General features: G+C 36.2%; 16 protein-coding genes. 11 read left to right on the forward strand and 5 right to left on the reverse strand.

Annotation, left to right across the window (positions count from 1 at the left end):
• Positions 1-60: 60 nt before the first annotated feature.
• The 3 genes from AEA09_RS05985 (at position 61) to AEA09_RS05995 (ending at position 2,577) form a co-directional block, all read left to right on the forward strand.
• Entirely contained in the window at positions 61-525 is a 465-nt protein-coding gene (locus tag AEA09_RS05985) for a MarR family winged helix-turn-helix transcriptional regulator (RefSeq protein ID WP_053582968.1), read from the forward strand.
• A gap of 135 nt (positions 526-660) precedes the next feature.
• Complete coding sequence (locus AEA09_RS05990) at positions 661-1,698, forward strand: hypothetical protein (RefSeq protein ID WP_053582969.1); 1,038 nt, start codon at positions 661-663, stop codon at positions 1,696-1,698.
• Between the two features lie 444 nt (positions 1,699-2,142).
• Positions 2,143-2,577 carry a YfmQ family protein gene (locus tag AEA09_RS05995; protein ID WP_053582970.1) on the forward strand — a complete coding sequence of 145 codons (435 nt, stop codon included), beginning with the start codon at positions 2,143-2,145 and terminating at the stop codon, positions 2,575-2,577.
• 369 nt (positions 2,578-2,946) lie between these two features.
• Here the strand turns inward: AEA09_RS05995 and AEA09_RS06000 are convergent, their stop codons facing one another.
• Together AEA09_RS06000 and AEA09_RS06005 are read right to left on the reverse strand one after the other, a co-directional pair.
• Positions 2,947-4,068, reverse strand: coding sequence for an ABC transporter permease (locus AEA09_RS06000; RefSeq protein ID WP_053582971.1), 1,122 nt, complete (start codon positions 4,066-4,068; stop codon positions 2,947-2,949).
• Positions 4,061-4,759 carry an ABC transporter ATP-binding protein gene (locus tag AEA09_RS06005; protein ID WP_053582972.1) on the reverse strand — a complete coding sequence of 233 codons (699 nt, stop codon included), beginning with the start codon at positions 4,757-4,759 and terminating at the stop codon, positions 4,061-4,063. The genes AEA09_RS06000 and AEA09_RS06005 overlap by 8 nt, the downstream gene beginning before the upstream one ends.
• Before the next feature lie 357 nt (positions 4,760-5,116).
• On the opposite strand from AEA09_RS06005, the gene AEA09_RS06010 reads away from it, so the two are divergent.
• Positions 5,117-6,106 (forward strand): HD-GYP domain-containing protein, encoded by a 990-nt coding sequence (locus AEA09_RS06010; RefSeq protein WP_053582973.1) that lies wholly within the window; start codon positions 5,117-5,119, stop codon positions 6,104-6,106.
• 473 nt (positions 6,107-6,579) lie between these two features.
• Positions 6,580-11,733 (forward strand): AAA family ATPase, encoded by a 5,154-nt coding sequence (locus AEA09_RS06015; protein WP_156312061.1) that lies wholly within the window; start codon positions 6,580-6,582, stop codon positions 11,731-11,733.
• 46 nt (positions 11,734-11,779) lie between these two features.
• On the opposite strand, the gene AEA09_RS06020 is transcribed toward AEA09_RS06015, so the two are convergent.
• The 3 genes from AEA09_RS06020 to AEA09_RS06030 all read right to left on the reverse strand — a co-directional run bounded on the left by AEA09_RS06020 (position 11,780) and on the right by AEA09_RS06030 (position 14,041).
• The gene (locus AEA09_RS06020; RefSeq protein ID WP_053582974.1) at positions 11,780-12,466 is read right to left on the reverse strand and encodes a response regulator transcription factor; all 687 of its coding nucleotides are present in this window, start codon (positions 12,464-12,466) and stop codon (positions 11,780-11,782) included.
• Positions 12,467-12,753: 287 nt separating this feature from the next.
• Positions 12,754-13,218, reverse strand: coding sequence for a hypothetical protein (locus tag AEA09_RS06025; protein ID WP_156312063.1), 465 nt, complete (start codon positions 13,216-13,218; stop codon positions 12,754-12,756).
• A 280-nt stretch (positions 13,219-13,498) separates the two neighbouring features.
• Entirely contained in the window at positions 13,499-14,041 is a 543-nt protein-coding gene (locus tag AEA09_RS06030; protein WP_053582976.1) for a recombinase family protein, read from the reverse strand.
• A 320-nt stretch (positions 14,042-14,361) separates the two neighbouring features.
• On the opposite strand from AEA09_RS06030, the gene AEA09_RS06035 reads away from it, so the two are divergent.
• The 6 genes from AEA09_RS06035 to bioB all read left to right on the forward strand — a co-directional run bounded on the left by AEA09_RS06035 (position 14,362) and on the right by bioB (position 20,285).
• Positions 14,362-15,774 carry a SulP family inorganic anion transporter gene (locus AEA09_RS06035; protein ID WP_053582977.1) on the forward strand — a complete coding sequence of 471 codons (1,413 nt, stop codon included), beginning with the start codon at positions 14,362-14,364 and terminating at the stop codon, positions 15,772-15,774.
• A 13-nt stretch (positions 15,775-15,787) separates the two neighbouring features.
• Positions 15,788-16,207, forward strand: a complete 420-nt coding sequence (locus AEA09_RS06040) for a universal stress protein (RefSeq protein WP_053582978.1) — start codon at positions 15,788-15,790, stop codon at positions 16,205-16,207.
• A 433-nt stretch (positions 16,208-16,640) separates the two neighbouring features.
• Positions 16,641-17,405, forward strand: coding sequence for a dethiobiotin synthase (gene bioD, locus AEA09_RS06045; protein ID WP_053582979.1), 765 nt, complete (start codon positions 16,641-16,643; stop codon positions 17,403-17,405).
• Complete coding sequence (bioA, locus tag AEA09_RS06050; RefSeq protein WP_053582980.1) at positions 17,326-18,693, forward strand: adenosylmethionine--8-amino-7-oxononanoate transaminase; 1,368 nt, start codon at positions 17,326-17,328, stop codon at positions 18,691-18,693. Before bioD ends, bioA begins: the two co-directional genes overlap by 80 nt.
• Positions 18,694-18,696: 3 nt before the next feature.
• The gene (locus tag AEA09_RS06055) at positions 18,697-19,290 is read left to right on the forward strand and encodes a biotin transporter BioY (protein WP_053582981.1); all 594 of its coding nucleotides are present in this window, start codon (positions 18,697-18,699) and stop codon (positions 19,288-19,290) included.
• Entirely contained in the window at positions 19,287-20,285 is a 999-nt protein-coding gene (bioB, locus tag AEA09_RS06060) for a biotin synthase BioB (RefSeq protein WP_053582982.1), read from the forward strand. Before AEA09_RS06055 ends, bioB begins: the two co-directional genes overlap by 4 nt.
• The last annotated feature ends 27 nt before the right edge of the window (positions 20,286-20,312 follow it).

The raw sequence follows: 20,312 nt of genomic DNA on the forward strand, positions 1-20,312 counted from the left end.
AGTGTAATTAATAGTAAAGTTACCTTTACTATTAATTACACTTTAAGGATTTGAGGATAAATGACACAACAACAAGAAAAAACATATCAGCTAGTTCAGGATATTAATGATGCGATTTATTCGATGGATAGCCATTTTATAAAAGTACACCAACATTTAGTGACAGATGATCTATCAGCAAAGCAAATGATCCTTATTGATTTTATTAAAAAAAATTCGAATGTGACGATTGGTCAAATTGCACAATTCCTGAATATCACATCAAGTGCTGTTGGTCAGCTTGTTAGTAAGCTAGAGGAGCAGAACTACCTCTCAAGACAAATTAACTCAGAAAACCGCCGTGAAATCTTTGTGCAATTAGATGTAGCAGGCGTCAAGTATTTCGAAAAAGAGGAAGAAATAAAACGGTATATCGTTTCGAAATATTATTCAAAGTTGGAAATGAGTGAATTAGAGCAATTGAAATACATAATTGAGAAGTTAAATGGAATTGTGTTGAAAGAGAGGGCAATAAATGAAGAGTAAGAAAGACTTTCTAGAGGACTTGTTGTTGAGATGTGAATGTTACCGTTCAATTTGAGATGCCTAAGAAAACTATTAACACAGCTGATTCCATTTTGACGTGTAGGAAACAATAAGTGTAGTGGGGGAGAGATACGAATGGTTGCATTAAAGAAGAAGCAGAACGTATGGTTAGCATTTTTACTATTAGTATTAGTAAGTAATTACACGCTGTACAATACTGGTTTTGGTCTATCCATTATCAAGGGTGAATCACAGGGTGTTGTTGTAGGGTCATTGATTGATTTTGTCGTTGTAATGCCCGTATTATTTATGCTATATAAACGGAAATTTTCTGTTAAACAAGCAATTCTATTAGCTGCTACAGGCTGTATTGCTGCGCGTTTTATAATCCCGATGGAGTACTTAAAACCTTTTGTTGCTGTTACATGGGTTGGTTTTGCGATTGAAGGCGCGCTACTCCTTTTGGAAGTACTACTCGTGGTGACACTTGTTCGCTACATGCCCAAGATTATAGCAGATGTTAGGGCGAGTACATTGCCAGATATGTTTTCATTTGCAGAATCTGTTGAACAACATGCACCAAAGCATCCAATTATTCAAATAATCTGTGCGGAGTTTTTAATGTTTTATTATGCTTTAGCTAGCTGGAAGAGAAAAGTAAAACCTGGTCTTACCTTGCATCAAAATTCTAGTTATATCGCTTTTCAAATTATGATTATTCATGCCATCGTCATTGAGACAATGGGTATCCATTGGTGGCTTCATGAAAAATCAATGGTACTTTCAATTATTTTACTGATATTCAATATATATTCGGTTGTGTTTTTTTTAGCAGATATGCAGGCGATACGCTTAAATCCTGTTTATGTAACGCAAGATAAGCTATATTTGTCAATGGGTTTAATGAAGCGAACAGAAATTTGTTTTGCGGATATCGAAGAAATAATTGAAGACAAAGAGATAGTAGAGGGTAAATTATCAAAAGATACGATTGATTTTGTGGCTCGTGATTTTGACAAGGTGCACCCTCAGTTTATATTAAATATGAAGGAACCTATTGATGTGACTTTTATGTTTGGCATAAAAAAACAATATAAAAAAGTAGCGATCAAAGCCGATCAAGTGCAGGAATTTAGAAATACACTTGTGCAGGGAATGGTGAATAATGGATAAGGGAAAGGTGGGTGCCAGCTTAGATGCAGGCATTCACCTTTTCATTTTGAATTAAAAGCGTATTCGTAGTAAGTAGTGAGATCAGGTGTGTTGATTAGGGGAATAATGGGTTGTTCATTACTAGGAATTGCTTATTTTTTATTTTCAATACTAGCATTTGTACCTGCTTTTTTGTTGATTATAGCGGAGGGTGCTCGAGTGCTTGCCTGCGGAAAGCGAGCATCCCACCGCGGAAATCAACCTACTACTTTAATAGAAATAATATGGTAGTTTATTTTTGTTCCATTAAAGCACCCGATTGTTGAGGCTCGTTATGTTGTCTTATTGAAGAAAAGCCGCCGTTTGACAATTACTACTCTTGTGATACTATATTGTATGCTATTAAAATGAGTACCTATAGGTATATTAGTAACCAGATATCACTACTGAAGGAGTTGATATGATATGATATGGATTTTGGTAGTGTTTGGAATTCTTATTAAAGTGTTAATGAGTCCTCCAAGTGCAGTTGTGGCATGGCTTTTAAGTAAATTTGAACTTCATCAAAAACTGGATTCAAAAGATGTTACTGTAACATTTAACGGAAAGAATTTAGAAGAGGAAGAAAAAAATAAATATACTGAATACTTTAATGAAGCCAACTTTTTAAAAAAACATTATATATTTCCAGGCAATGAAAAATTATTTTTACATCCAGAGACTAATGTTAAACCATTTGTCATCAACGTAAAAAGTGGCAAAAAAGATGTTAATTTCTTTGTTTATAGTTCCGATAATCACGTGGATGTAGTCAAGCAGTACAAGGAGAAAGTTGTTTCTTATAGCCTTAGTTCGGATTATCTACAAAAATTTACTCTGTCAACTAAGGGATTGAATTAGCATAAATGTAATATAAAAGCCTCAATATACAATGATACTGCCACTGTATATGAGACGAAGGTCAAAAAATCATTTATCCAACCAGTTGTCGGTATTGTAACGGCAACTGGTTGTTTAGTTTCGATTGAATTCGGATATAGTTATAATATTTTTTAAAGTCTTTGCCAGTTTGTTCTACGATTGCCGTTGTAGTATATCTTAAATCGAAGATGCTTTTTTTATTTGTCTATACTGTCGGGGGCAGTCCCGCCGTCCTTTTTAAATTTTTTTGGACTTTTTTATTATATTCAACTCTCTTTTCTCTTTACTGAAAAAAATCTTACCAATGTAAATAAAAGAAAACATAGCAAGTTACATATCCACTACATTTTACGAATAGCCAGTTAAATAAACAACAACCATTACAAAGACTATTAGAATAGGGAAATCAACGAAGCCTTTTAGTAGACGTGTACGTGCTCGTTGCATTTGCTCTTCGGATACTTGAAAAATCGTCCATACTTTATGTTCAAATGTTTGCTGGAGTATAGACTTCATGTAGGTGCGTAGGCCGAAGAAAAGTAAAATTAAAAGTACAAATTTTACCCAAACTGGTACTACTATAATGAACCCAATGCCCGTAAATAATAGACGAAGATAGCCCCATTTATACTGCGATTGACGAAGCATCGTTTTACATAGTAATTCCTCGATAAAATAATCTGAGTGACTAAACATACGCTTGGAATTTGTCCATAAAAATCGAGGTTTCTTCATTTTTGGTGCCAGCATGCTGCGAAGTTCTGGTGCTGTATTGAAAATGGTACTTTGCCATTTGTAAAATTCGACTTGATCGAGTTCAACTAATTGGTCGAAATGCTTCATGCTTTGCACAAAATGTCGTTCATAATACATGTAATTGACAATGCAAAGTACCATGCATATGAGGGCAATCACTACGGGTGATACGTATAAAAATAACGCGATACCAGCCACCCAGACAACAAATGAAATACAGAATTGCTGCCACTTTATTTGTATTCGTAAGTGGACCAAGTTTTTGCAAAAGCTTGCAGTGAAAAATAGCAGTAGATAAATCAGTAAATCTAGTGTTGTCAGGTGATGGACTTTTATGAAGATTGGTACTAGTAATGCGAGAAAAAAGACAATTCGGCACAAATGTTTTGTCAATGTCCAAGTGAATCCGGCTCGTTTTAACTGGGTCATCTGCCTACTGTCCTGTATTAAAAACAAGCGATCTGCACGCTGTAAATATGTCCGAATCGTTGGCATACTTGTGATGAAAAATAATAGCACCATCCAAATAACGAGTGGAACTTGTGCCACCCAAAGTGTTTCTACATCCGTGACAAAATCTTTATATAGAAAAAAGCCAATAATAGCTCCAGGTAAGATCATATAGAGTGCAATTGTCCAGTCAACAATGCTTGCGAGAAGCTTGACGTTATTCTGTCTCTCTAATTTTCTTCTTGTTTGAAATAAATTAACCATGGGCATTGCCCTCAAGTAACGCATCAAAAACATCCAGAAGTGATCCCTTCTCCAGTGCTACTGTTACTCGCAGTGTTTCTAGCGTTCCTTTCTGTAAAATATACCCATTGTCAATCAGCACGAAGCGGTCACAAATTTTTTCTGCGGTATCCAGAGCATGGGTACTCATTAAAATTGCCGCGCCTTCATTCTTTAAGTCCTCTAAAATATGTAGTAACTTACGCATGGCCTGTGGATCTAGTCCCATAAACGGCTCATCCAAAATATATGTTGAACGGTTTTCAAGGAACGCTAAAATGAGCATCACCTTTTGTTGCATACCCTTCGAAAAAGAGGTTGGAAATTCATGCAACTTGTCTGCTAAATGAAATATCTCTAGTAACTCATGCGCACGTACCGTCAAATTTTGCTCTTTCCCAACTGTGCGCATATAAAAATCAATATGTTCCCATAAAGTAAAATACTCATATATTATTGGTCGCTCCGGCACATAACCGTATACATCAATCGAGACTTGCCCCTTCATAAAGGGGAGGACCCCCATAATTGCCTGAAGTGTTGTACTTTTGCCAGCTCCGTTCGAACCAATTAACCCAACAAGCTCACCACTTTGTACATTAAATTCAATATTAGAAATAACTGCTTCCTGTTCTTGGTACCCGCCTCTATGTATAGCAACTTCAATGCTCATATAGTTCGACTCCTTTTCTACATATGCTTACGGAAAATATGTAGAAAGAGTTTCGTTTAATAATGAATTATCTGAAAAAAATTTTTTTAAATATCCATACCAGAAATCCATGTTCTGGTGGTATATACGAAATTAGTATGATGAAATAAGGATTTTGTAGGTTGTTTCTTAAAAGAAAACCTCGTACTTTACCATTAAGAAAAATAGTGAATTGATAAAATCTTTTATGTTTATCCTCATGGATTGTAAATTTATTTACTATATTTTAAATTAATTTAAAATTTTGAAAAATTTAACCTGAATTTAACCTTACGTTTGTATATTTAGGTAAGACCAAATACAGAAGGAGTGTTTATTTTGGAAGTCACTAAAATGAAAATCGTGGATTTGCACGATGGATTGGTGCTGGGGAAGGATCTCTTTGTAGGAAATCAAATACTTATGAAAAAAGGCAGTGCATTAAATCCAAGAATTATTTCGTTATTGAAAAAACATAGGATACAATTTGTATGTATTCAATCTAATGAAGTAGAGTGTCTGCAAGAAGAAAATTTATTAGTTCCTGAAAATGTAGTTGAATTGCAAAAAAAAATTGTCATTGAGGATTCAAGGCATAACCCGAATTTTTTACTAGCATTAGCAGAATTAAGCCCTGAAATTCGCTATGGGTATGCACCGAAAGATCTGGAAGATATTATTTATGTACGTGATTTATTTGAAAAATACATGAAGAATGTTCGCTACCGAGCAATGCTACTTGCTTTAGGAAGACATGATTACTATTCATATATGCATGCGATAGATGTTTTTACGCTATGTACGTTATTTGCCAAAAGGGAAGGCATACGAAATTTAGAAAATTATGCGATCGGCTTTTTATTTCATGACATCGGGAAATTAAAAACGCCTATTGATATCTTAAAAAAAGAAGATAAGCTTTCAAACAAAGAATTTGATAAGATGAAAGAACATACACAAGACGGTTATGAGATATTATGTGAGGTAAAGTTAGAATCCGTAGCCTACTTAGCAAAGTTACACCATGAACGAATAGATGGCTCAGGTTATCCAGAGGGATTAACAGCTGCCGCACTACCAATGGAAGTTTTGATTTTGCAATTAATAGATATATACTCCACTATCACGCTAAATCAACCATACAAAGATGAAATAGGTGCTGCAGAAGCAATCGCTACGATGTATAAGGAAAAACATTTATTGGATGAAGAGCTTTTTGAGCGATTTGTAGACTTTATTGGAATCCATCCATTGTTGCCTTCTGAAAAAAGACTGGATATGAATAAATTGTTTATCTTACCTTCGGACTTTCGACGGACTGTTCATTAAATGCTGAATTACATGAACAATTGCACTTTATAATTTCTGAGTATTCAATTATTTAAGAGGTGCTATTAAAAAATTGAAAGAACAATATTCACGAGAATACTGCGCAAAAGTATTTATTCTTATTTGTGGTTCATCACCAAAAGTCGGGGAAGATATTTGATTAAAGAGCGTATCGATTTTAGATTGCTTGTCGATGAGAGTAAATCGGCTCATTGGACGCCGCCTAGCTGGAACGGAAATCAACCCAAGTTATGATGACGAACCATTTTTTATATAAAGAGTTTGAGCCAATCTAATGCCAAGAGCACAAATCAAATTTATAAGACATTTGCGAACAACTATTGAGAAAATGTATCTCTAGTTTTGCGGGTGAAGAATTTAGATAAGTAGATATAGAGCGGAATTTAAAAGATTATTAGGCTGTGACGAAGTAAATAGTGCAATCATAATAGAGATATAGGCAGGTGTAGGCAATGGTTGGTCAAAATATGATTTTACAATCTACAGTGGATTGGACTTTACAGAGAAAGTATATGAGTGAGTTTGACAGTACGCTTCTGATCAAGAGTTTACATAAAAGTTCAGCGGAGAAAAGAGCAAAGTTGCAATATGAATTTTCATTGTTTGCAAAAGAACAAAACCCTTGGATATTAAAACCAATAACTCTAGAATACGTTGACAAACAATTTGCTATTCTTTTTGAGGACTTTAATGGAATTGGCTTAAAAAGTGTGAATACTCTTTCTATTCATCATTTTTTACGAATTGCGATTGAATTAGCAAATGCCTGTATCGACTTACAGCAGAAGAGTATATTTTTCCAAAATTTAAATCCGCAACACATTCTTATAAACCCAACTTCGTTTCAAATCAAACTAATTAGTTCAGAGTACAGTTCGAAGTATGATTTGGATTTGCCTATAGCAACTGATAATCCACATGAGCGGATGGAGCATCTACCATATTTCTCTCCAGAGCAGACAGGACGGCTAAATAGAGATATTGATCATCGAACTGATTTATATTCCTTAGGTGTTATTTTTTATGAACTACTTAGTGGACAGCTCCCATTTCAAGCAATGGATTCTGTTGATTTAGTTTATGAAATTATTACTAAAAAGCCTACCTCGCTGACAAAGCTAAATGTTGAAATATCACCGGAAGTAGTAAAAGTAATAGAAAAACTACTTGAAAAGGATCCTGAAAAACGCTATCAAAGTGCCTTTGGGCTAAAAGAGGACTTATTAAAAATTCAGCATGGATTTAAAAAGGGGGAGACACTCGAATCCTTCGAGTTAGGTTTGCAGGATGTTAATTTAAATATGGGACTAACGAGTAATTTGTTTGGAAGAGAAACTCAAATTGAGGAGCTTCAAAATACCTATCGGCAGGTTGAAAATGGTGATAAAAAAATTGTGTTTGTTTCTGGAAGCTCTGGTTATGGAAAAACGGCCTTTGTTCATGAATTGAAAAATGAAATCGTGTCTTCAAAAGGTTATTTTGTTGAAAGTAAATATGACCAACTACAGCAAGAGACAACTTTTGCACCTATGATTCAACCATTAAGAAGTTTACTTAAACAAGTATATGTAGAAGGTGAAAAATCCGTCGATTTATGGCGAAGTTTATTTAGTGAGGTAAAGTTAGTTTATACGGACCAACTGATGTTGCTAATGCCTGAGCTTAAGTGGTTTTCAGATGTTAGTAGTATTGTCATGCCCGATGAGCAAGGAACCACAAAGCAGCTACATGCATTTATTTTCTCCTCTATTCAGAAGATCTTATTGACGTTTGCCTTGCAGAAAAGACCGATTGTTTGGTTTGTTGATGATATTCAATGGGCGGACAGTAGCTCTATTGAGATGTTAAAGCAAGTTTATGAGCAGCATCGTGCAGGCTATTTTTTATTAATTGGCACATATCGACCTGAAGGTATATCCGATTTCAAAGAGTTTGTAGATTGGCAATTTCATTTACAAAGCTATCAAACTATTACGCTTCAATTATTATCTGAAGAAGAAATAAGAATGTGGTTGGAAGAGTCTCTTAACGCGCAAACAAATACTTTTTCACTGTTAGCAAAGCAACTTCAGATTTTAACGAAAGGAAACCCGTTATTTGTAAAGGAAGCTTTTCGAACTTTTCAACGGGATCATATCATATACTTTGAACAGCAGGAGAAAAAGTGGCAACTCAATCTTGAAAAGTTAAATCAAGATTTTTTAAACAATGAATTGTTGTTATTTATCGAAAATAGAATCGAGTTTTTAGCAGAGGATACGCGTGAGATTTTACAAATTGTTGCGTGCTTTGGTACCCAATTTGAGTTTAGTTCGTTGGCAAAACTTTTATCTATTTCTTCGGAAAATTTATTAAATGAATTAGCTATCCTTATGGAACAAGGGTTTATCGTATCATTAGATGCGCATTTTAAATGGGCAAGTACGTTTGAACATGAAGGGATTTTACATGCGTTTTCATTGAAATTTAGAATTGTGCATGATCGCATTCAGCAAGTAGCCTACTATAGCTTACCAAATGAAGAACGAGCGAAAATACATTATAACATTGGTAAATTACTGACAGAAAATGAACAAGATATCGAGGGAAGCCTTCATTTGAACGAAGCTGTAAAACATTTTAATTACTGCAAACATCTACTAAGTGCTGAAGAGAAACAATACATAGCGATGTGGAATTTTACACTAGGTTTTAATGCTAAAAAAGCAGGGCTATTTGAAAATGCATTATATTTTTTGACAACAAGCGTTGAATTATTACCCCCTAATCATTGGAGTGAATTACGAGAGCAGTCTTTAGAAATATATGCACAATTAGGTGAATGTGAATACTTAATAGGGCATTATGAATTGTCTGAAATACATTTACAAGAGGCCTTGAATCATTCCTCAACCGTATTAGAATTATTAACGATTTATAATTTGAAAACAATGTTATACATTGAATCAGAAAATAAAATTATTGGAGTGGAAGCAGGTTTTGAGGGTTTACGTGTAAGCGAAATGAATATTCGAGAAGAACCGACAAAGTTACAATTGGCCAAAGAGTTGTTATTGTTAAAGGCCGCATTGAAAAATAAGTCTACTCAAAAATTATTAAACTTACCGCCAATAGAAAATAAAGAAATCGATTTATTAATTCAAATGATTATTAATATGACAGGTAATTCCTATGTACTTAATGCAAATTTAACAGGTATGTTATTAATGAGAGGAATGCGCCTTCTGTTAAAATACGGTACGTCCTCATCGAGCGCTATCGTGTTCATCAATTATGCCATATTATTAAATGTGGCATTTGGGGATATTAAGCAAGCTTCTAGGTTTGCAAAACTGGCGATTACAATTGCGGACAATCAAAATAATATGTATATAAAAGGTCATATTTATTTTGTATATGGTGTGTTTATTAATCATTGGACTAATTCTTATGATAAAAATATTCAATATATCACGAAAGCCCAGCAGAATTCTCAAGATATAGGAAGGCATCATTTTGTGTCTGCCAGCTCTTGTTTTATTTGTGCAACGCAACTTATACGTGGGGATTCAATTCAAGAACTTAGCGCTGAAATAAGACGTCAGCAACAGATTTTCCCCACAAATACTATGCAATTGTCTGTCGATTTTTTGCAAGAATTAAAATTATGGATGGATGTACTCAGTCATTCTGATATAGCTGTCACTTGGGACTATCCACTTACAATAAAAGATCAGCCAGCCATTACGATCATGCATTATGCCATACGTCTACAAATGTCTTTTTTATTTCGAAATGAAAAGCAAGCATTAGTGATTATGGAGGCATTAAATCAGCCTGTGAAAGATACTTATACTTTACTGTTATCACCTCTGTATTATTTTTACCGTGCTTTGTGGCAATTTCATAGTATACATGAGCGGACATGCTCAAATGAGGAGAAAAGCGTGTATCGTCGTGAAATTAGACAAAGTATACGTAAATTCAAAAAGTGGTCTAAATTTGCACCTCAAAATTTTGAACATCTATATGTATTATTATTGGCGGAAAATTGTCGTATGAAAAGGCTTGAGGGAGAAGCAGTTCTCTATTATGATCGTGCGATTCAATTAGCCAAAATGCATCACTTTGTACAGGATGAGGCAGTTGCTTGTGAACGTGCAGCAAATTACTATGTGTCCCATCAAAATCAAGAAATGGCACAAGCATATATTTTACGCGGCATTCAGAACTTGAGACAATGGGGAGCAGAGACAGTTGCACAACTCTGGGAGAATCTATATGAGGTGAATTTTACGCCTCGTGTGCAGTCTCAAAATGAAGTGCCACTATCATTTGATATGCTAACAGTTTTCGAGACAACACAGTCTCTTGCAAAAGAAATTCGTATGGAAGACTTATTGCGAAAAATGTTGTTTACCTTATTAAAGCATGCAGGAGCGGATATTGGTTATTTTATCAGAAATGTTAAAAATCAATTAGTTGTTTTAGCAAAAGCAGAAGCGAGTGAAGCAGCTTTTACGATGTTTGAAAATCAAGCCATCAATCTTCTCAACGAAAGTATGCAGGCTGTTGTACGTTATGTTTTACAAAGCGAAGAGCATATCATTATCCAGAATGCTCAAAGTCATAATACGTTAAAAGGTTTTCCACCAACAGCAAAGTCCATTCTTTGTTTACCGATTCATCATAAAGGCGAAGTAATTGCACTATTATTTTTAGAAAATACATTAATGACAGATGCATTTAATTCTACCCAGGTGGATTTGTTAAAAATGATTTCTAGGCAAATTGCCGTATCAATTGAAAATGCTCAAATCTATGAGGAATTAGAAAATCGCGTGCAAGAACGTACAAAAGAATTAGATGAGATGAATAAACATTTAAAAAACGCAAATAATCGTTTAGAAAAAAATGAACTTGAGCGAAAAACTTTAATGCACAGTATCTCACATGAATTACGCTCCCCTTTAACATCTACTTTAGGCTACATTGAATTAATATTAGATGGTGTTATTTCTGAAGAAGACCAAATAGAAAAATATTTACTGAGAAGTAGGGAAAGCCTATTATCATTAAATCTATTAATTCAAGATTTATTCGATTTAGCAAATTTAGAATCAGGAAGGGCAGAGTATACATTCACGAAAATAAAAGTGGCTGAACTCTATGCACAATTTGAACAACAATACGAAGAGGAAATAAAAAAATCTGGTTTGCATTATAGTGCAAATCTATATGGGAATCAGGAAGCTTGTGTATTAATTGATGTACATCGGATAAAACAAGTGGTTACAAATTTGATGTTAAATGCCATAAAATATACAGATGATGGAAGTGTTCGTTTTTCGATGTTTGTTGAGGAAGAGAATCTAATCTTTTCGATAGAAGATAGTGGTATTGGGATTCCTGAAAGCGAATTAGCTTTCATTTTCGACAATTATTACCGTGCATCGAATATTAATCATGAGAATTCAAATGGGATTGGACTTGCTATTTGCAAGAATATACTTGCTCAACATAATGGGACTATTTTTGCTGAAAGCATAGAACATAAGGGGTCACGCTTTAGCTTTGTCTTACCACTTATAGCAGAAAAGAGTGAGAATGAGATAGTACGATCTTAATGAAGTAAAATAAAAGCGTCTAGTGTATTTTAATCTAGACGCTTTTTTATGGTTTATCAACAAATTTATAGCCGAATCCTCGAATGGTTTGAATTTGCTGTGGTTTAGCAGGTGTATCCTCAATTTTTCGTCGTAAAGTACTGATATGGACAGAAAGGGTTTTTGAGTCTGCTACACCATCATATCCCCAAACCTGGTTAATGAGTTGGTCGACACTTAATACAATATTGGCATTTTCAATAAGATAAAGTAATAGCTTTTTCTCTTTTGTAAATAAATTAAGTAATTCACCATTTTTATAAATATCCAATTGGTCATAATGTATGCTTAAATTACCGGTATGTAGGATGTTTTCTTTTTGTGAAGGTATTTTTCTTTTTAAATGTGCTTGAATACGTGCTATTAATTCTTTTGGAATAAATGGTTTTGTTATATAGTCATCTGCACCCACATCAAAGCCTTCTAGTTTATGTTCAATTAAGCTATTTACTGTCAAAAAAATGATGACAGCGTCAGAAATTTCACGAATTTTTCCCGCTAGCTCAAATCCATTACCATCGGGTAGATTAACATCAAGTAAGATCATATCAGGATGTTGCGTTTGAACAGCTTCCCAACCTTTAGAAATGGTTGAGGCTTGTATTACTTCATAGCCTGCACTTTTAATAGAAAGAAATAACACTTCCATGATATCGACATCATCTTCTACAATCAATATTTTTTCATTGGTCATTTCTTCGACCCTCCTTTCTATCTTTTTAATATACTAAATTTTGTATAATAAGTGAATGGAGACCCAGTGAAATGATTATTATTTACTAGGAAATAGAACATATGAAAAACGAATAACAGCGTCCATTACAAGAGTGATTCCCCCAATTTTACTTACTTGATATAGGGAAGATGTATCATGATCTGCTCCATGTGCTAAAGAGCTTTGTGTAGGTAAATCGCGCGCGACTTCAGCGTTTAATTGAGAGAGAAATAGATAAATTAGTGAAATGAAATTGCCCGCCTAGTTTAGTCTAGGTGGGCAATTGTGTTTAGTATGTCTTCACTTACTGCTTCCCAAAACTGATGTTGCACGTGGTCACAGTAACTATAAAGCTCTTTATTGTGGATATGTTCATATAGTGATGTGATATTTTCTTTGTAAAAGGAAAGACGGTGATTTAAGTTGTCACGTTCCTCTTCAATACAAAACACTTTATAAATATCCGTAAGTCTTTCAAGTTTTGCATACCTTTGCTTTGTCGCCTCATATTGTAGTTGATGAAAGCGACCAACTGCAGAGTACATCGAAATTTTCGCGCGGTGTTCATTCTGTAACGTTCGATATTCCTCTAGTCGAAGTGCGACACGATACCAAAATTCATAGCGCACGGGTAAATCTTTTAATTCATAGGTGAGCAGAGATTTCAAAATGAAACCTGCGCGCTCATATGTATCCATAGTCTTTTCGGCTTCCTTAAATAGTCTTAACAAACAGCCACCCCCGTATAATTAAATACTACATGAAATGGTAAAAACCCTTTAAAAAGGTTCATCGCCAAAACATGGGGGTGATTTCCGTTCCGGCTGGGCGCTTTCCAGGGGCTCTACCTCTGACGCTGATCTCTCAGGAGTTGCCCAACCTCTACTTCAATCAATGAGCTTTTTATAAAGAATACTTACATCCATTGATAGGATCCAGTCTCCCTTTTATTAGATGGAAGTGAATTTTTACTAATTTGCTCATTATGAGTTCTTTAATAATGGAGATTGATTATCTCTCAAAATGATCTAAATACCGATATAGTGTGGATTTACTGATACCTGTTTGTTCTTTAATCTGCATTAGCGTGTAGTCGCCGCTATGATACATCGTCATAGCATTTTTTAAGTTATTATCAGATTTTTTCGGACGACCTAAGCTTTTACCGTTTTTCTTTGCTAAAGCAAGTCCGAGTGAAGTCGCTTGCTTTATATTTTCCGATTGGAAGTTTGCGAAGTGCTCAACTAGATTGACGAGTTGCATGTCGTATAAATTATTACTAGTGATCTTTTCGTGTAAAAATTGTAGAGTAACACCGTCTCTTTTGGCAACATGCAGAATATCGAGTAGTTGATGCATGGAGTCTGCTAGAACTGCGAGACGCTGCACAATGACGATATCATCTTGCTGCCATTCCATCATTAGTTGCTCAAGCGCGTGTCGTTTCTTTGGTGAGCTATGTTGCTCGCACACGATTTGATCGTAATTTATATTCACGAGTTGTTTTTCAGCTTGTTCGTCATTTAGGAGAGGTCTTTTATAGCCATAAATCATCAATTATCGCTCCGAATCGTTCCATAAAGGTTCCTTTTTGGGAATCTAAATGCTATGATAGTTGAGTTAATTTTAACATGATTCAGTGTAGGATTCCTATCTCCCATAATTGGTGGGATAAATATCTATTTAATGGGTTTCTAAACACCCTTTGAATCAGTTAAAGTCTCGGATTGAAGTCATGGGTTTTGAAAGTGGAGGCTGACCTGCATTACGCAGAGCTATGCACAATTCAAAATCTAGACGCATTGTTTTTTGTACCAAAAGCGCAGCGGCAGGTATAATTACGCCGAGGTTAATTGAAATGAAGGAGTACATATATGCAAACATATCAGCAACAATGGTTTGGAAATATACGAGGAGATATTTTATCTGGCATTGTGGTTGCACTTGCTCTTATTCCAGAAGCACTAGCTTTCGCAATTATTGCAGGGGTCGATCCAATGGTAAGTTTATATGCCTCGTTTTGTATAGCTGTAATTGTAGCGTTTTTTGGTGGCAGACCAGGAATGATTTCAGCAGCTACAGGGGCGATGGCACTTGTTATGATGCCCTTGATGAAAGAATATGGTCTTGATTATTTACTAGCTACAACCATTTTGACAGGGATTATTCAAATGTTATTTGGCGTTTTTAAAATTGCAAAGCTTATGCGCTTTATTCCAAATGCAGTAATGATTGGCTTTGTTAATGCACTCGCTATTTTAATGTTTATGGCACAAATACCACATATTTTTGGGGGCGGGATGACGACGTATATCTTTGTTGCCGTTACGCTTATCATTGTTTATTTGGTGCCACGCTTTTTGAAAGCAATACCAGCGCCGTTAATTGCGATTGTGGTTTTAACAGCGATAGCGATGTTTAATGGTTTTGAGCTGAAAACAGTAGGTGATGTAGGGACAATTTCGAAAAGTCTACCATCCTTTTTCTTTCCCCAAATTCCGTTGACATTCGAAACTTTACGTATTATTTTGCCTTATTCTGTGGCATTAGCAATTGTTGGTTTACTGGAATCTTTGATGACATCTTCGATTCTTGATGAAATGACCGATACGAAAAGTGATAAGAATAAAGAGGCACGTGGACAAGGATTGGCAAACTTTATAACAGGATTTTTCGGGGGTATGGCAGGCTGTGCAATGATTGGGCAATCGGTCATCAATGTAAAATCTGGTGGACGTGGTCGTCTGTCAACATTTATGGCAGGTGCGTTTTTAATGTTTTTAATCATTGTGCTCGGCGATTTGGTAGTGCAAATTCCGATGGCAGTATTAGTCGGCATTATGGTCATGGTATGTATTGGCACATTTGATTGGGGCTCGTTCAAATACTTAATGACTGCACCGAAAGCGGACGCTTTTGTTATGCTCGTAACGGTAGCTACTGTTGTATGGACGAATAATTTAGCAATTGGCGTCATCCTTGGCGTCTTTATAAGTGCTATATTCTTTGTGGCGAAAATTTCAAAAATAAAAATGTCAATCAAAGAAAATGTGTATTATATAGAAGGACCACTTTTTTTCGCTTCAACTGAGAGCTTTCAAAATGCACTAGAGCATGTGGAAGCATCTACGGTCGTGCTAGATTTCTCAAACAGCCATTTATGGGATGAGTCGGCAGTTGGTAGCCTACTAAAAGTTGTGACAAAGCTAGAGGAGCAAGGAAAAGAAGTAGAAGTACGAGGCTTGAATACGTTAAGTACAAAGTTATATAAACAATTACTTGGATAAGGGGGCGTTGCTTATGTATCAGTATATCGTTCTTGCAGTAGATGGCTCGGAAAATGCATTTCGTGCAGCACAAGAGGCATGTAAAATCGCGAAGCTTCATGAAGAAGCACTCGTGGATATCGTATACGTAGCAGACTTTGAAAAAGTAAAAAATGAAATACTGCATGCAGGCTCTACTGGGGCTTTAGAGCTTATGCGCAGGCAAAAGACGATGAAAATCGAGCAACTTTGTAAGGAAGAGCAAATTCGCTATAAGATCACGATTCTTCGTGGTACACCGGGTCCTGAGATTGTGAAGTATGTGAATGCACACAATGTAGATCTCCTTGTTATCGGTAGTCGAGGATTAAATAGTTTGCAAGAGATGGTGTTAGGGAGCGTGAGTCATAAAGTCATGAAACGCGTGCAATGCCCTGTATTAATGGTTAAATAAGATGCGGTAAGTGAATTACTTTATATTTCCTAAGCAATACAAATAATGAAAAAACACTAGATTTTTACCTTTAGAGGGTAAGCATCTAGTGTTTTTTTTGAATACCAAATAGTTTAATAAAAGTTACTGGTTCATCACCATAACTTGGGGTTGATTTCCGTTCCGGTTGGACGCTTTCCGAGGGGCGTCCGTTGAGCCGCTTCACTCGCCCAACCTCCACTCCAATCAACAAGCAATCTATACTCGATACGCTATTTAATCAAATGTCATCCACGACTTCTGGTGATGAATCAAGTTACTTTAATATTATCCGTTTTTTAGTGATAAAAGAGGGTTTTTTGTGAAAAGTTAGAAAGAGCATTTACAAAATGAAAATAAATGTGTTAACTTATTTTATATAATGGGTTAACTTAAATTAAGGGGGAGGTTAACGATGCAACATTTTTGGGTTGTTGGAACAGATACCGATGTTGGAAAAACGTGTGTCACCACATTGTTAATGCGCCAATTACAGGAGCATGGTCTTCGGGTGGCACCGTATAAACCTGTACAAACGGGTGAAGTGATTGATAATGGGGAGTCCTATTACTACGATACGATGATGTATCAAAAGTATTCTTTGCAATCGCTTGAACGAGAGAGTTTGAATGGATATTCATTCAAAGAAGCGGCCTCTCCGCATTTTGCTGCACAACTGGAGGGACAGCAAATAGACGGTGGGCGTTTATTAGAGCAAATACAAGTCCTACAGCAAGTGAATGATGTTGTGATTTGTGAAGGCGCAGGAGGGCTTTTTGTACCGTTAGATGTGCTAGGGAATACAACACTGCTTGATGTCATTGTACAAAGTAAACTACCTGTTGTTGTTGTTACGCGTACGACACTTGGGACGATTAATCATACGTTACTTACACTAGAGGCGTTACGTACACGACATATCGAAGTGCTTGGGCTAGTCTTTAACAGCAATACAAGTACCTCGATGGAGCAAAATAATATCCAGACAATTTTACAACATCAGCCATTACCACATGCAACGATACCAAAGCTAAAAGATATTGGAGAGGTTGTCTCATACAACATCGAACACACCACATTATGGGAAAGGCTGTTACGTCATGAAGCAAGCATTATCAGAATTACAAACAAGAGATTTACGACATGTATGGCATCCTTGCTCACAAATGAAAGATTATGAACAGTTCCCACCAATCGTTATCAAAAAAGGACAAGGTGTCTGGCTTTATGATGAGGACGACAATCGATATTTAGATGCGGTGTCTTCCTGGTGGGTGAATTTATTTGGGCATGCCAATCCGCGTATTAGCAAAGCATTAAGTGAGCAGGCTTTTACATTGGAACATGCAATCTTTGCAAATTTTACGCATGAGCCAGCTATTAAGGTTGCGGAAAAATTAGTAGCTCTAACACCAGAGGGTTTAAATAAAGTGTTTTTTGCAGATAACGGATCGGCAGCAATTGAAGTCGCATTGAAAATGAGCTTTCAATATCATATGCAAAGCGGTAAGACGAAGAAAAAACGCTTCCTTGCTTTAACGGATGCGTATCACGGTGAAACGCTGGGGGCTTTGTCAGTCGGTGGGGTAGATCTTTATAACGAAGTGTATCAGCCACTTTTACTGGATACAGTACGTGCGCAGGGACCTGATTGCTTCCGTTGTCCTTTTCAAGACAAGCCAGAGAGTTGCCAAGCGCAGTGCATCGGCTTTGTAGAGGAAAAGCTTGCAGAACATCATGAGGAAGTTACAGCCGTTATTATTGAGCCACTTATTCAAGCAGCAGCCGGTATGAAAATGTATCCGCCTATTTATTTAAAACGACTGCGGGAATTATGTACAAAATACGATGTCCATCTAATAGCAGATGAAATAGCTGTAGGTTTTGGACGTACAGGGACAATGTTTGCCTGTGAACAAGCGAATATCTCGCCGGATTTCATGTGCTTGTCAAAAGGATTAACGGGTGGATATTTACCGTTATCCGTGGTGTTAACAACAGATAAAGTATATGACGCTTTTTATGATGACTATGGCACAATGAAAGCATTTTTACATTCACATAGTTATACCGGCAATACATTAGCTTGCCGTGTAGCACTAGAAGTATTGACGATGTTTGAAGAAGAGCATTATATCGATATTGTGCAAACAAAAGGTGAACGAATGCGCAAGTTAGCAACAGAAGCTTTTTGTCATTTGCCGTATGTTGGAGAATATAGGCAAGTTGGGCTTGTAGGGGCAATTGAGCTTGTAGCGAATCGAGAAACGAAAGTGCCACTGCCAAGTGAGGAGCGCATAGGTTATCAAATTTACAAACGAGCTTTAGCTAAAGGGTTACTCATTCGTCCGCTTGGGAATATTTTGTATTTTATGCCTCCGTATGTGATTACGGATGATGAGATGAGTTTCATGATTGAGACGACGAAAGAAATAATGGAGCAATTCTTTTGGGAGAGGGAGGGCTAATGTATGTTGAAACGACAATCGACGCTATCACTCGTCATGATTGCGATGTTTGCTGCTTTAACTGCAATTGGTGCATTTATTAAAGTACCGTTACCGGTAGTGCCGTTTACATTACAAATTGTTTTTGTTTTTTTAGCAGGGTGCTTACTTGGTAGTCGCCATGGATTTCAAAGCCAGCTAGTGTATATCGGTATTGGTTTAGCTGGATTACCGGTTTTTACACAAGGTGGAGGCATCACATATGTGTTACAACCCACATTTGGTTATTTGATTGGCTTTGCGCTTGCCGCGCTTGTCATCGGTTGGATGATTGAAAAAGTAGAGTTACCAACGAAAAAACACTTTATTGGTGCAAATATTGTAGGCCTCATCATTATTTATGCAGTGGCCGTACCTTATTTATATGTATCGTTGAATTTCTGGTTACACGTGAAAACGAGCTGGTCACATATTTTCTTAGTTGGCTTTTTAAATAGCATTGTCGCAGACTTTTGCTTAGCAATTGCAGCTGCACTTTTAGCTGAACGACTTTATAAAGTATTTCGTTCTTCGAGAGCGTTAAAAATAGTACAAGTGAAAAAGGGGAGTGTATTATGAATTGGTTACAGTTAGCAGAGGAAGTTATTACAGGGAAAATCATTAGTAATGATGAGGCATTAGCAATATTAAATAGTGACGATGATGAGCTATTAAAATTAATGGATGGTGCTTTTGCGATTCGTAAGTATTATTATGGAAAAAAAGTAAAGCTGAATATGATACTAAATGCAAAGAGTGGATATTGCCCAGAAGATTGCGGTTATTGCTCGCAGTCGTCAAAATCATCAGCACCGATAGAAAAATATCCCTTCATTACGAAAGAAGAAATTTTAGAAGGGGCTAAACGTGCATTTGAAAATAAAATTGGTACATATTGCATTGTGGCAAGTGGTCGTGGTCCAACACGTAAGGACGTTAATGTGGTCAGTGAAGCAGTCGAAGAAATTAAAGAAAAGTACGGATTGAAAGTGTGTGCTTGCCTTGGTTTACTAAAAGATGAGCAAGCACAGCAATTAAAAGAAGCGGGTGTCGATCGCTACAACCATAACTTAAATACATCCGAACGTCATCACTCGTATATTACAACGTCCCATACGTATGAGGACCGTGTGAATACGGTTGAAATTGCCAAAAAACACGGCATTTCACCTTGCTCAGGTGCCATTATTGGCATGAAGGAAACGAGGGAGGATGTTGTGGAAATTGCGCGTGCTCTTCATCAATTAGATGCAGATTCAATTCCAGTCAATTTCTTAAATGCAATTGATGGCACGAAGCTTGAAGGTACAAAAGAATTAAATCCTCGGTATTGTTTAAAAGTGTTGGCGCTATTCCGCTATATCAATCCATCGAAAGAAATTCGTATTTCAGGTGGTCGTGAAGTGAATCTTGGGTCACTTCAGCCACTAGGTATGTACGCGGCGAATAGTATTTTCGTAGGGAATTACTTAACAACTGAGGGACAAGAAGCGAACAGTGATTACCGCATGTTAGAAGATTTAGGCTTTGAAATTGAGTTAACACAAAAGCAAGAAGAAGCGTTTTGTTCGTAAGATCTAACATCTTTATTAAAAACTACT

It is taken from the genome of Lysinibacillus contaminans, assembly GCF_001278945.1.
In the GTDB taxonomy this organism is placed as follows: Bacteria; Bacillota; Bacilli; order Bacillales_A; family Planococcaceae; genus Lysinibacillus; species Lysinibacillus contaminans.

What these genes read in the sequence shown, in the direction of transcription:
- AEA09_RS05985 (WP_053582968.1), top strand. Translation starts at nt 61, where the DNA reads ATGACACAACAACAAGAAAAAACATATCAGCTAGTTCAGGATATTAAT.
- AEA09_RS05990 (WP_053582969.1), top strand. Translation starts at nt 661, where the DNA reads ATGGTTGCATTAAAGAAGAAGCAGAACGTATGGTTAGCATTTTTACTA.
- AEA09_RS05995 (WP_053582970.1), top strand. Translation starts at nt 2,143, where the DNA reads ATGATATGGATTTTGGTAGTGTTTGGAATTCTTATTAAAGTGTTAATG.
- AEA09_RS06000 (WP_053582971.1), bottom strand. Translation starts at nt 4,068, where the DNA reads ATGGTTAATTTATTTCAAACAAGAAGAAAATTAGAGAGACAGAATAAC.
- AEA09_RS06005 (WP_053582972.1), bottom strand. Translation starts at nt 4,759, where the DNA reads ATGAGCATTGAAGTTGCTATACATAGAGGCGGGTACCAAGAACAGGAA.
- AEA09_RS06015 (WP_156312061.1), top strand. Translation starts at nt 6,580, where the DNA reads ATGGTTGGTCAAAATATGATTTTACAATCTACAGTGGATTGGACTTTA.
- AEA09_RS06020 (WP_053582974.1), bottom strand. Translation starts at nt 12,466, where the DNA reads ATGACCAATGAAAAAATATTGATTGTAGAAGATGATGTCGATATCATG.
- AEA09_RS06030 (WP_053582976.1), bottom strand. Translation starts at nt 14,041, where the DNA reads ATGATTTATGGCTATAAAAGACCTCTCCTAAATGACGAACAAGCTGAA.
- AEA09_RS06035 (WP_053582977.1), top strand. Translation starts at nt 14,362, where the DNA reads ATGCAAACATATCAGCAACAATGGTTTGGAAATATACGAGGAGATATT.
- AEA09_RS06040 (WP_053582978.1), top strand. Translation starts at nt 15,788, where the DNA reads ATGTATCAGTATATCGTTCTTGCAGTAGATGGCTCGGAAAATGCATTT.
- bioD (WP_053582979.1), top strand. Translation starts at nt 16,641, where the DNA reads ATGCAACATTTTTGGGTTGTTGGAACAGATACCGATGTTGGAAAAACG.
- bioA (WP_053582980.1), top strand. Translation starts at nt 17,326, where the DNA reads ATGAAGCAAGCATTATCAGAATTACAAACAAGAGATTTACGACATGTA.
- AEA09_RS06055 (WP_053582981.1), top strand. Translation starts at nt 18,697, where the DNA reads ATGTTGAAACGACAATCGACGCTATCACTCGTCATGATTGCGATGTTT.
- bioB (WP_053582982.1), top strand. Translation starts at nt 19,287, where the DNA reads ATGAATTGGTTACAGTTAGCAGAGGAAGTTATTACAGGGAAAATCATT.